Origin of the sequence: Pseudomonas farris (assembly GCF_019145235.1) — a bacterium.
Classification (GTDB): domain Bacteria; phylum Pseudomonadota; class Gammaproteobacteria; order Pseudomonadales; family Pseudomonadaceae; genus Aquipseudomonas; species Aquipseudomonas farris.
Map to the genome: position 1 here is coordinate 234262 of NZ_JAHSTV010000009.1, position 12108 is coordinate 246369.

The window sequence follows — 12108 nt, forward strand, 5'->3', positions numbered from 1 at the left end:
GCCTTGAATGCTAGCGGCGTAGGAGCGTTAAATGTATCCAGATTTTGTACATGGACGTAAATCCCAAGATGGCTGTGCTGACCGACATTGCACCTGGCTTGCCCCCCAATACCTCGCTGATGCGAGAAGAGCTGTTTCCTATTCGTGAGGTCGCGCGCCTGACCGGGGTCAATCCCGTCACGCTACGAGCATGGGAGCGGCGGTATGGTTTGATACAACCTACGCGCACCGAAAGCGGGCACCGTTTGTATTCGATGAGCGATATCGAGCATGTTCGCAGCATCCTCGGCTGGATAGAACGCGGTGTCGCGGTCAGCAAGGTCGGCAAGATACTGGCCAAGACTGAACCGCTCAAGGTGCTGGCGCAGGTCATTCCCAACGAACTCGTTCAAGCCGACTACGGCCAATGGCAGCAGCGGGTCAAGGCAGCGGTGAGTGCTTTTGACGAAGTTCAACTGGAGCAAGTCTACGGTCAGATTTTTTCCAGTTACCCACTGACCGTGGTGTTTCAGGAGATTCTGATTCCGGTCTGGAAGCTATTGCTACAACGCCATGAAGCGTTCGGTCAGACCAGCGAGTGGCTTTTCCTGGATGGTTTTCTGCGAGCTCGAGTGTTGCAGCGGCTGCTGCTGGTGCGTGTCATGCAACCGCGACGAGTGATTGTCTGTGCCTTGGCCGACCAATGTCGTGAACTCGAAGTGCTGCTCACTGCGCTGTATCTGAGCAGTGTCGATTCGACTATTCAGTTGTTGGCGATCGGTCAGCCCTTCGACGAGCTGATCCTGATCTGTGAGAAAATCAAGCCCAAGGCACTGGTGCTGGTTTCCAGTCACGCGCCGGCCGGCGAATTGCCTCGACGTTTGAAACGCTTGGCCATGAGCCTGGATTGTCAGGTGTTGCTGGCCGGGGATGCATCGGACCTGGCACAGGAGAGACTGGCCGGATCATCGATCGGTTGTCTGGGAAACGAGGGAGGGGTGATGCGCCAGCGTCTGAAGCAGTTCCTGGCGGGAAACCTGGATACCTGAGATTCAGATATGCAGTGCAGGATGAGTCAGACGATGTTGCTGAAGGATGTACTGACGCAGACGTTCGGTTTCGTCCGTGTCGCTCTGGCTCAACTCATAGGCGTAGAAACCCTGCTCGGTTTCACGCTCGAAGGTGCCGCGCAACGCAATCCGCTCATAACCTGACGGGCTGAACCACAACGCGAAGTGTTTTGGCGCCTTGGTCTTGTTGCGAACCTCCAGCAATACCCCTTTGAACGATATTTCGTGCACCCACATCGTGCCGGGTTGCCCCTTGGCATTTTCCAGCGCCACCGGTTCTTCGAGCGCCAGGCGCCATGGCCGAATCATCGGCCCGTCTTCATAGATACTGGGGACGCCGAGGCGTAGATGCATTGCGTGAAACTCATCTTCCACCAGGTGCAGCGGGAAGGTTATTTGCTGATTTTCGAAATTGGCCTGGATGGTGACTTGCTCATGAGCGGCCAAGCGTGTGAGCAAGTCACGAATCTGCGAACCTCCGTTGACGAGCAGACTCGACGTCGCATCCCGCACATTGAGTTGCGGGTTGTGTTGCATGTTCTGGATAAAATCCAGCTCATCCTGGGTCAGGAGTGCGTCGCGCTGCATGATTTGCTCGAAAGAAATAATTACAAAGTCATCGGTGATTGTAGTAAATGACCACTAATTCGCAGATTGGTTTGAGCCGTTCGTCGTTTTGAGTGCGGCAATTTCCGCTTGTGCCTCGGCCAACTGCGCTTCCAGCTGCGCGACTCGCTGCTGCGCCTTGACCTGAACCGTGACGTCTTTCTGTACCCCGACGAAATAGGTCTGTCCGTCGTGCGGGTTTTTTACCGTGGAAAGCGACAGTTCGTTCCAGAACGGGGTGCCGTCCTTGCGGTAATTCCTGAGGATTTCCCGGCAGGAGCCGCCGCTGTCCAACGCCTGCCGAATCAAGGCAAGGGCTGCCTGATCCCGGTCTCCTGCCTGCAAAAAACGGCAATCCTGATAGAGGATTTCTTCGCTGGTATAACCCGTCAGGCGTTCGAATGCCGGGTTTACGTAAATCAGGATGTTGTCCTGCTCGCCTTCCTTTTCGGCAATCACAATGCCGTCGTTGGAAGCGTCGATCGCCATTTGCAGCAGAGAGGCGTTGATCATCGCAGAGTCCTTTGCGTATTGATTGATACGCTGCATTCTAAAAGATCAATGAGGGCGGTGCTGTTAATATCTCCTACTTTTATTTAGATTCAGGATCAGATTGATGAAAGTCGCCATCCTTTCCGGCTCGGTGTACGGCACGGCTGAAGAAGTCGCCCGCCACGCAGCAAGCATTTTGAACGCCGCCGGTTTTGAAACCTGGCACAACCCGCGCGCGACACTCGCCGATGTTCAGGCGTTTGGCCCCGAAGCATTTCTGGCGGTGACCTCGACCACCGGCATGGGCGAGTTGCCGGACAATCTGCAGCCGTTGTATTTCGCCATCCGCGATCAATTGCCCGCCGCCTGGCGTGGCTTGCCGGGTGCGGTGATCGGTTTGGGCGACTCCAGTTATGGCGATACGTTCTGCGGCGGCGGTGAGCAAATGCGTGAATTGTTTGGCGAACTGGGCGTGCACGAAGTCCTGCCGATGCTGCGCCTGGACGCCAGCGAAACCGTGACGCCGGAAACCGACGCCGAGCCTTGGCTGGCGGAACTGGTCAACGTTTTGCGGAGCTGACCGGCCGCTCGCGCCTTTATTGGCGGCGATGCTTTGACATGGATCCAGACTCACCCGCGCACTGACTCGCTCGGCCATCAAGCTGGCTGCCAATGCAACTACACGAAGTCCGGGGGCTGACTAGACTGCTGTAACGCAGCAAAAAACAATAAAAACCCAGAAAAATAAAAAAGAGAATCCTTGCCGTGAGCGTAGCCCCCGTCCAATCGCCACACAGCATCAAAGACAAAGTCAGTGCCGCCGAATGGCAGACCCGCATCGATCTGGCCGCCTGTTATCGCCTGGTCGCCTTGCACGGCTGGGACGATCTCATTTTCACGCATATTTCCGCCAAGGTGCCGGGCACTGAAGACTTTCTGATCAATCCGTTTGGGCTGATGTTCCATGAAATGACTGCGTCGAGCCTGGTCAAGGTCGATCAGGCCGGCAACAAGTTGATGGACAGCCCTTACGAGATCAACCCGGCGGGATACACCATCCACAGCGCCGTGCATGAAGTCCGTCATGACGTCGCGTGTGTACTGCACACCCACACCGCGGCGGGGGTGGCGGTATCGGCACAGACGCAGGGCATCTTGCCGATCAGTCAGCAGTCCTTGTTCGTCCTTTCCAGCCTGGCTTATCACGCCTATGAAGGTGTTGCGCTGAACCATGAAGAAAAGGCGCGACTGCAAGCCGACCTTGGAGAAAACAATTTCCTGATGCTGCACAACCACGGTCTGCTGACCTGTGGCGGCACCATCGCCGACACGTTCCTGATGATGTTTACCTTTCAGCGCGCCTGCGAGATTCAAGTGCTGGCGCAGAACGGTGGCGCTGAGCTGATCGCCATCGAACCGCAGATTCTGGCGGGCGCCAAGGCGATGATCGCCGGTGTCACCAAAAGTGCTCAAGGGATGGGCGGCGCGCTGGCCTGGCCGGCGCTGCTGCGCAAACTCGATAAACAAGACCCGGGTTATAAACTCTAAATGGCCCTCGCCGAGATTCCACTGTGTGTCTGGCGCAAACGCGGCCAGACGTTCGTATTCCGCGGTCAGACCCTGCGCTATTGGACCGCTGGGCAGGGCGAGCCGCTGTTGCTGATCCATGGCTTTCCGACCGCCAGCTGGGACTGGCATTACCTGTGGCAGCCGCTGGCGCAGCGCTATCGGGTGATTGCCTGCGACATGCTCGGCTTCGGCGATTCGGCCAAACCGGTGAACCACGGCTACAGCCTGCTGGAACAGGCCGATCTGCAACAGGCCTTACTGGCGCATTTGAACGTTGAACAACCCGTTCACGTGTTGGCACACGATTATGGCGACAGCGTGGCCCAGGAACTGCTGGCCCGGCACTATGAAACGCGCGCTGATATTGCCAGTTGCGTGTTTCTCAATGGCGGGCTGTTTCCCGAAACCCATCGCCCGGTGTTGATGCAAAAACTCCTGCTCAGCCCCTTGGGCTGGATGATCGGGCGAGCCTTTACCCGAGACGCTCTGGTGAAGAGTTTCCAGCAGGTGTTCGGTCCGCAGACCCGGCCCACCGAAAGTGAACTGGATGATTTCTGGAGCTTGGTCGACAACAATCGCGGGCAACGGATCATGCACAAATTGATCAGTTACATCCCGCAGCGCCGTGTCCAGCGTGAGCGTTGGGTCAGCGCCATGCAGCGCGGCGAGGTGCCGCTACGGGTCATCGATGGCGAGGTCGATCCGGTGTCCGGCGCACATATGGTGGCGCGCTATCGGCAACTGATTCCCGACCCGGACACGGTCTTGCTGCCAGAGATTGGCCATTATCCGCAGATTGAAGCGCCGGCGCAGGTGCTCAAGCACTATCTGGAGTTTCGCGACCGTCTGGTTTTAACGCCGCTCAAGGTGGCGTGTTCCTGATTATCCCGCTGCCTTATCGCGCACCATTCAGCCGCCCCCGTGTTTATTGTGACCGGCAGCCTCGTGGCTGACACTCGCACTCATTGTCCCTTGGCCTGCTGGAGTTCCCCATGAATGAGTCTGTGCGCTTCGAAGATAAAGTGGTGATCGTCACCGGTGCGGGCGGTGGCTTGGGGCGGGCGCACGCGCTGCTGTTCGCAAAGCAGGGCGCCAAAGTGCTGGTCAATGATCTCGGCGGTTCGGCTCAAGGCGAAGGCGCCAATGCATCGGCTGCCGATCGTGTGGTAGCGGAGATTCGTGAAGCGGGCGGTACCGCCGAGGCGAACCATGACTCCGTCACCGACGGTGACAAAATCGTCCAGAATGCCCTCGACACATTCGGTCGTGTCGATGTTGTGGTGAACAATGCCGGTATTCTGCGGGACAAGACCTTTCACAAAATGGACGACAGCGACTGGGACCTGGTTTACCGCGTCCACGTCGAGGGCGCCTACAAGGTCACCCGCGCTGCCTGGCCGCACATGCGTGAGCAAAACTACGGTCGCGTGATCTTCACCGCGTCGACTTCGGGCATCTACGGCAATTTTGGTCAGTCCAACTACGGCATGGCCAAACTCGGCCTCTACGGCCTGACCCGCACACTGGCCATCGAAGGCCGCAAGCACAACATCCTGGTCAACGCCATCGCCCCCACCGGCGGCACCCGCATGACCGAAGGCCTGATCCCGCCACAAGTGTTCGAACAACTCAAACCGGAACTGGTCAGCCCGCTGGTGGTGTACCTGGCCAGCGAGCATTGCCAGGAAACGTCGGGGTTATTCGAAGTGGGTGGCGGCTGGATGGGCAAGGTGCGCTGGGAGCGCAGCCTGGGCGCCGGGTTTGACCCGCGGGTGGGGTTTTCGCCGGAGGATGTGGCGGCGCATTGGGAGCAGATTTGTGATTTTGAGGGGGCAGCGCATCCGAAGGACAATATTGAAGCGTTGAAGGAAATGATGGAGAACTTGCAGAGGTATTCCATCTGATTGCGCCACATCTGGCGGGGCTTGCCTGAGCTCTGCCATCTCCTCTCGATGACTCACTGCCTGAAAACCTTTCGCCCATAAAAAAGGCCGCTGCAAACGCAGCGGCCAAAGTAAGACGTTGGATCAAGGAGCAACAAATCAACGTCAGTGAACACGGGGCGATGAGTCGAAAAAATATGCTTCAAATCATCTGGATTCTGTCGCCAACGGGGTGGTCTATCAATCCCCGTCGCTTCGTGCTTTCAGGCCGTTTGCCGTGAAAGCCCGGCAAGAATAAGGGCTTGAGCGCAAAGGAAAAATAGCGATTCCAGACATGCACTGTTGCAGTCTGAGCAACAGTCTTTGGCTGAACCCTGTAGCAGCCTTCGGCATCTGCCACATGCCCGATTCAACCCGCCTCCCATGCGTTGCGCTGATAACCCTCCATCCAGCCCATCCATACCCCGCGCAAACCCGCGTCCCATGCGGGCATTCATCCTTTGGAGGTACAGCGTGAATACCTCCTTGGTGCGCTTATCGCTCCCGGCGTGCGGCAGTAGGGTGAGGCCTTCTGTCACTCACCGGGGAAGACGCATGACAAAAACAACAATGCGCGCCATCTTCAAACCGCAAGCGCTGGCCGCTGCGGTGGCCTTGGGCTGCTGTGCTCAGGCGCAGGCTGTTTCATTCAACATCGGCGAAATCGAGGGGCAGTTCGATTCCTCGTTGTCGGTCGGCGCGAGCTGGGGCATGCGCGATGCCGACAAGTCACTGGTGGGCACCGTCAACGGCGGCACTGGCCAGTCTTCGACCGGTGATGACGGACGCCTGAACTTCAAGAAAGGCGAGACCTTCTCCAAGATCTTCAAAGGTATCCACGACCTCGAGTTGAAGTACGGCGACACGGGCGTGTTCGTTCGTGGCAAGTACTGGTACGACTTCGAGCTGAAGGATGAAGACCGCGAGTTCAAGCAGATCAGTGACAACGGCCGCAAAGAGGGTGCCAAGTCTTCGGGCGCGCAGATCCTCGATGCATTCGTCTATCACAATTATTCGATTGCCGATCTGCCGGGCACCGTGCGCGCCGGCAAGCAGGTGGTCAGCTGGGGTGAAAGCACCTTCATCGGCAACTCGATCAACAGCATCAACCCGGTCGACGTTTCCGCGTTCCGTCGTCCTGGCGCCGAGATCAAGGAAGGCCTGATTCCGGTGAACATGTTGTTCGCCTCCCAGGGCCTGACCGATCAGCTCACGGTGGAAGGCTTCTACCAACTGGAGTGGGATCAGACCGTTCTCGACAACTGCGGCACCTTCTTTGGCGTCGACGTGGCGGCAGACGGCTGCAACAACGGTTACACCGTCGGCAGCCCGGCGATTGCGCCGTTGGCGCCGTTGGCGGCAGCCTTTGGCCAACCTATCCAGGTCACCCGTGAGGGCGTGATCGTGCCCCGTGGCGGCGACCGCGATGCCCGGGATTCGGGGCAGTGGGGCACAGCCTTGCGCTGGCTCGGTGACGACACCGAATACGGCCTCTACTTCATGAATTACCACAGTCGCACACCGACCGTCGGCACCACCACCGCCGGGCTGTCGACACTGGCCAGGCTGCCGGGCATGATCAGCGCCGCCAACCGTCTGGCCCCGGGCAGCGGCTCGGGCCTGGCCCAAAGCGTGATGCTCGGGCGCGGCCAGTATTACCTCGAATACCCGGAAGACATTCGTCTGTACGGTGCGAGCTTCTCCACCACGTTGCCCACCGGCACTGCCTGGACCGGCGAAATCAGCTACCGGCCCAACGCTCCGGTGCAGGTCAACACCAACGACCTGACCCTGGCGTTGCTTAACCCGATCGCCGGCGGCGCCGCATCGCCTGTCGCGACCCGGCCGGGTGCCGACAACACTGGTTATCGCCGCAAGGAAGTGACCCAGGTCCAAAGCACCCTGACGCACTTCTTCGACCAGATATTGGGCGCCCAACGCCTGACCCTGGTCGGTGAAGCCGCGGTGGTGCGGGTCGGTGGTCTGGAGTCGCGGAGCAAGCTGCGTTACGGCCGTGATTCGGTCTACGGCCAGTACGGTTTCGGTGGCGATACCGACGGCTTCGTCACCTCTACTTCCTGGGGCTACCGCGCCCGGGCGATTCTCGACTACGCCAACGTGATCGGCGGGATCAACCTCAAACCCAACCTGTCCTGGTCCCATGACGTCGCCGGCTACGGTCCCAACGGGCTGTTCAACGAAGGCGCCAAGGCGGTCAGCGTCGGTGTCGATGCCGATTACCGCAACACCTATACCGCGAGCCTCAGTTACACCGACTTCTTCGGCGGTGACTACAACGTCCTGGAAGACCGTGACTTCCTGGCGCTGAGCTTCGGTGTGAACTTCTGATCTGGCTGAGAAGGATGATGTTAATGCGCAAGATGATTCTGCAATGCGGCGCCCTGGCCCTGAGCCTGTTGGCCGCCAACGTGATGGCGGCGGTCTCGCCGGAAGAAGCCAACAAGCTCGGCACCACACTCACGCCACTGGGCGCCGAGAAAGCCGGCAACGCCGACGGCTCGATCCCGGCCTGGACCGGTGGCATCCCGAAAAACGCTGGCGCGGTCGACAGCAAAGGCTTCCTGGCTGACCCGTTCGCCAGCGAAAAACCGTTGTTCACCATCACCGCCGCGACTGTTGATAAGTACAAGGACAAGCTCTCGGATGGCCAGGTGGCGATGTTCAAGCGCTACCCGGAAACCTACAAGATCCCGGTCTATCCGACCCATCGCACCGTGGGCCTGCCGCCGGAAATCTACGAGTCGGCCAAACGCAGCGCGCTGAATGTGAACAGCATCAACGACGGTAACGGCCTGGCCAATTTCACCGGCAATCGCTATTACGCATTCCCGATTCCGAAGAACGGCGTCGAGGTCCTGTGGAACCACATCACCCGTTATCACGGCGGCAACCTGCGACGCATCATCACCCAGGTGACCCCACAGACCAACGGCAGCTACACGCCGATCCGTTTCGAGGAAGAGATTGCCGTTCCGCAACTGATGAAGGATCTGGACCCGGAAAAAGGCGCCAACGTACTGACCTTCTTCAAACAATCGGTGACCGCGCCGGCGCGCTTGGCGGGTAACGTGCTGCTGGTGCATGAAACCCTCGATCAGGTGAAAGAGCCGCGTCTGGCGTGGATCTACAATGCCGGTCAACGTCGAGTCCGACGCGCACCGCAAGTGGCCTACGACGGGCCGGGCACCGCCGCCGATGGTCTGCGCACGTCGGATAACTTCGACATGTTCTCCGGTGCGCCGGATCGCTACGACTGGAAACTGATCGGCAAAAAGGAAATGTACATTCCCTACAACAGCTACAAACTCGACTCGCCGAGCCTCAAGTACGACGACGTGGTGAAAGCCGGGCACATCAACCAGGACCTGACCCGCTACGAATTGCACCGGGTCTGGGAAGTGGTCGGCACGGTCAAACCGAGCGAGCGGCACATCTACGCCAAGCGCCACATGTACCTCGACGAAGACAGCTGGCAAGTGGCGTTGGCGGATCACTACGACGGTCGCGGCCAACTGTGGCGAGTGGCCGAAGGTCACGCCCAGTATTACTACGATCACCAGACTCCGGCCTACACCCTGGAGGCGCTCTACGACATCATTGCCGGCCGATACATTGCCCTGGGAATGAAGAACGAAGAGAAGCACAGCTTCGAATTCGGCTTCAACGCCAAGTCTGCGGACTACACCCCGTCGGCTCTGCGCGCCGAAGGTGTTCGGTAACGGTTTTGATACATTGGCATCACCAGAGGCGACCTGCGGGTCGCCTTTTTTATGGGCGCCGATCAGCGTCCTGAATACTTCTCAACAAGCGGGTTATAGAGGGCTAGGGTGGCCGGACAATTATAAAAAGGCACGCCGCAATGACCGCCATGACTCCGTGTCTGGACCGTTCTGGATTCCTGCCCCGCCTGTCCTCTCATCACCTGTCGCGGGCCCGTTTGAGCGAGCCGTTATTGGCTTCGACGGCCCGGGTGAAATTGCTCTGCGCACCCGCCGGCAGTGGCAAGAGCGCGCTGCTCGCCGAATGCCTGTTGCAGGCACCAACCCAGTGCTGGGTGCATTGGTTGCCAATGTCTGGCGAAGCGTGGAGTGCGGCGGATTTTCGTTATCGTCTGGCAGAGACGCTGGGGTTGGCCTCATCGGATGAAGCCGGGTTGCTGAGCTGTCTGGCGCGATTGCAGACGCCGACCTGGCTGTTTCTCGATGACTACTGCCGCCTGCCAAACCCGGAGCTGGATCTGCTACTGGATCGTATGCTGGCGATCAGCAGCCCGATGCTGACCTGGTGGCTGGGTGCCCGCCGCCGGCCGCCCTGCAACTGGCCAAGGTTGCTGCTCGACGATGAGTTGTACGAGTGCGAGAGCGCTTCGCTGGCTTTTACCTCGGGTGAAGTCGAGCAGATATTGCAGCCCTGGGTACCGGAGCAAGCCAGCAAGGTGGCCAGTCGGATCATCCAGCGCACCGGCGGCTGGTGTGCCGGAGTGCGGATTGCATTGCTGCAGAAGTGCGACTGGTCACGTCAGGACAAACCCCTGGGACGGGCGGACACCTTGCTCGATTATCTGGAGCATGAGTTATTCAGTTCGCTGACGCCTGAGTTAAGCGAAGCCTGGAGGGTGCTGGCCCACTTACCCCGCTTTAATGCCCGGCTGTGCGATCACCTGTTCGGGGCTGGGGAGGGCGCTCAGTACTTGCGGACCTTGCAAGCGCTGGGCTGTTTTATCGAACCCTGGCGGGACTCCACCGACTGGCTACAGATTTTCACCCCGTTCACCCAATTGTTGCGCGATGAGCAATGGCCGGCGGGACGCTCCTGGCATCGGCGTGCCTGCCAGTGGTTCTGTGCCGAACAGGACTGGAAGTCGGCCTTTGAACAGGCATTGCTCGCCGAGGAATACGAAGTGGCGGTCAGCCTGTTGCAGCACTTCAGTTTCGAGCATTTGTTCGAGGAGCAGACGGTGGTGCTGTTGCTGCGTTTACATGAGCAGCAAGGCGAGGAACTGACGCTGGGCAGCCCGCAGTTGGTCGGATTGATTACAGCTGCGCTGTTATTCGCCGGACGTTTCGAACAGGCGACTGCCTGCATTGCTCATTTGGCGCATTTCACGCCTCAACCCTCGGCGGTGCTTCAGCGTCAATTGATTGCACGCTGGCAGGCCCTGCAGGGGTGGTTGCTGCATTTACAGGGACGAATGGAGACTTCGCGCGCGCACTTCCTTGACGCGTTGAAGGCGCTCGATCCCGAATGCTGGACCGCGCGCCTGATGTGTTTGTCCGGTCTGACGCAACAGGCCTTGCTAAGGGGCGAACTCGACGTGGCGCAAGCCCATAACCGCGAGGCGTTGTGCCTGGCGCGGGCGCAAGGTTCGCTGGTGTTCGAGGGCTTGATGGAGCTCGATCATGCACAATTGCTGGAGCAGCGGGGAGCTCCGGCCCGCGCCGAGAGCCTGTTGCTCAACGTGCACGAACTGCTCTGCCAGCAAGGGGATCGGCCCACGCCTCTGCTCGGGCGCATCGCCCTGCGACGTGGACGACTGGCGTTATGCATGGGGCAGGAGGAACGGGCCACCGAGTTCTTTCAGCACGGTCTCGACGATTGTCTGCGCAGCCACGACAAACGTGTGCTCTACGGTTTTCTCGGTCAGGCGCAATTGGCGGCCAATCAAGGCGATTACGCCCAGGCCTTTGTTCGCTTGCGCGATGCCGAGCGCTTGATGCAGCAGCGGCAGATTCCGGACACGGTCTACCGAGGAGTGCTGTTGCAGGTCAGTAGTCATTTCTGGTTACAACAGGGACGTCCCGAGCTGGCGCGCGAGGCGTTGAGCCGGGTACTCAAACACTATCGCGGGCCCCAGGCACGACAGGCGCCGCCGGCCACTCTGGAGTTGATTCCACGGATCGAATACCTGCTGATCCTCGCCCGAGTCCGGTTAGCGCCGCAGATGTCTGATGCCACGGCACAGCTTGAGTTGTTGATGACACACGCACAGGCGCGCGGTATGTGGGCGCTCGCCACTGAGTTGCAACTGGCGGTAGCCGAAGCGTTGTGGCTCGCCGGCCATACGGAACAATCCATCGGTATGTTGCAAGAGGGCGTTTGCAGTGTGGAGCGATACCAGGGACAACAGGTGTTGAAAGAGTTGAGACAGCGTCAGGGTGCATTGTTTGAAGTCCGGTCTTCTGTTTTGCCAGACGAACTTATCCTGCGTTCAGGTGAAACAGGTGCATTGAGCCAGCGTGAACGACAAGTACTGGAGTTAATAGCACTCGGTCATTCCAATCAACAGATTGCAGATGCCCTGTTCATTTCTTTGCATACTGTTAAAACCCATGCCCGGCGTATTCACGGAAAGTTAGGAGTGGAGCGCAGGACGCAAGCCGTGGCAAAGGCAAAGTTACTTGGGTTGTGCGGATGATTTCAGGGCTTTTTAGGCTGTATTGGTTTTTTTG

General features: G+C 59.0%; 10 protein-coding genes. 8 read left to right on the top strand and 2 right to left on the bottom strand.

Annotation, left to right across the window (positions count from 1 at the left end; genetic code table 11):
• Positions 1-68 precede the first annotated feature (68 nt).
• A complete protein-coding gene (locus tag KVG95_RS20200; RefSeq protein ID WP_496197650.1) occupies positions 69-1028 on the top strand; it encodes a MerR family transcriptional regulator in 960 nt (319 codons plus the stop codon).
• Positions 1029-1031: 3 nt separating this feature from the next.
• On the opposite strand, the gene KVG95_RS20205 is transcribed toward KVG95_RS20200, so the two are convergent.
• Positions 1032-1637, bottom strand: coding sequence for a hypothetical protein (locus tag KVG95_RS20205; RefSeq protein WP_052965544.1), 606 nt, complete (start codon positions 1635-1637; stop codon positions 1032-1034).
• Between the two features lie 54 nt (positions 1638-1691).
• Positions 1692-2168 carry a PAS domain-containing protein gene (locus tag KVG95_RS20210; protein WP_217857720.1) on the bottom strand — a complete coding sequence of 159 codons (477 nt, stop codon included), beginning with the start codon at positions 2166-2168 and terminating at the stop codon, positions 1692-1694.
• Positions 2169-2271: 103 nt separating this feature from the next.
• On the opposite strand from KVG95_RS20210, the gene KVG95_RS20215 reads away from it, so the two are divergent.
• The 7 genes from KVG95_RS20215 (at position 2272) to KVG95_RS20245 (ending at position 12074) form a co-directional block, all read left to right on the top strand.
• Positions 2272-2727 carry a flavodoxin gene (locus tag KVG95_RS20215; RefSeq protein ID WP_217857665.1) on the top strand — a complete coding sequence of 152 codons (456 nt, stop codon included), beginning with the start codon at positions 2272-2274 and terminating at the stop codon, positions 2725-2727.
• A 185-nt stretch (positions 2728-2912) separates the two neighbouring features.
• Positions 2913-3695 carry a class II aldolase/adducin family protein gene (locus KVG95_RS20220; protein WP_217857666.1) on the top strand — a complete coding sequence of 261 codons (783 nt, stop codon included), beginning with the start codon at positions 2913-2915 and terminating at the stop codon, positions 3693-3695.
• Positions 3696-4598 carry an alpha/beta fold hydrolase gene (locus tag KVG95_RS20225; protein ID WP_217857667.1) on the top strand — a complete coding sequence of 301 codons (903 nt, stop codon included), beginning with the start codon at positions 3696-3698 and terminating at the stop codon, positions 4596-4598. It abuts the gene before it with no gap.
• 110 nt (positions 4599-4708) lie between these two features.
• On the top strand, positions 4709-5620 hold the full coding sequence (locus KVG95_RS20230; RefSeq protein WP_217857668.1) for an SDR family oxidoreductase: 912 nt from the start codon (positions 4709-4711) through the stop codon (positions 5618-5620).
• Between the two features lie 573 nt (positions 5621-6193).
• Positions 6194-7987, top strand: a complete 1794-nt coding sequence (locus KVG95_RS20235; RefSeq protein WP_217857669.1) for a DUF1302 domain-containing protein — start codon at positions 6194-6196, stop codon at positions 7985-7987.
• 23 nt (positions 7988-8010) lie between these two features.
• On the top strand, positions 8011-9378 hold the full coding sequence (locus KVG95_RS20240; protein WP_052965537.1) for a DUF1329 domain-containing protein: 1368 nt from the start codon (positions 8011-8013) through the stop codon (positions 9376-9378).
• 140 nt (positions 9379-9518) lie between these two features.
• Positions 9519-12074, top strand: coding sequence for a LuxR C-terminal-related transcriptional regulator (locus KVG95_RS20245; RefSeq protein ID WP_217857670.1), 2556 nt, complete (start codon positions 9519-9521; stop codon positions 12072-12074).
• The last annotated feature ends 34 nt before the right edge of the window (positions 12075-12108 follow it).

What these genes read in the sequence shown, in the direction of transcription:
- KVG95_RS20200 (WP_496197650.1), top strand. Translation starts at nt 69, where the DNA reads ATGGCTGTGCTGACCGACATTGCACCTGGCTTGCCCCCCAATACCTCG.
- KVG95_RS20205 (WP_052965544.1), bottom strand. Translation starts at nt 1,637, where the DNA reads ATGCAGCGCGACGCACTCCTGACCCAGGATGAGCTGGATTTTATCCAG.
- KVG95_RS20210 (WP_217857720.1), bottom strand. Translation starts at nt 2,168, where the DNA reads ATGATCAACGCCTCTCTGCTGCAAATGGCGATCGACGCTTCCAACGAC.
- KVG95_RS20215 (WP_217857665.1), top strand. Translation starts at nt 2,272, where the DNA reads ATGAAAGTCGCCATCCTTTCCGGCTCGGTGTACGGCACGGCTGAAGAA.
- KVG95_RS20225 (WP_217857667.1), top strand. Translation starts at nt 3,696, where the DNA reads ATGGCCCTCGCCGAGATTCCACTGTGTGTCTGGCGCAAACGCGGCCAG.
- KVG95_RS20230 (WP_217857668.1), top strand. Translation starts at nt 4,709, where the DNA reads ATGAATGAGTCTGTGCGCTTCGAAGATAAAGTGGTGATCGTCACCGGT.
- KVG95_RS20235 (WP_217857669.1), top strand. Translation starts at nt 6,194, where the DNA reads ATGACAAAAACAACAATGCGCGCCATCTTCAAACCGCAAGCGCTGGCC.
- KVG95_RS20240 (WP_052965537.1), top strand. Translation starts at nt 8,011, where the DNA reads ATGCGCAAGATGATTCTGCAATGCGGCGCCCTGGCCCTGAGCCTGTTG.
- KVG95_RS20245 (WP_217857670.1), top strand. Translation starts at nt 9,519, where the DNA reads ATGACCGCCATGACTCCGTGTCTGGACCGTTCTGGATTCCTGCCCCGC.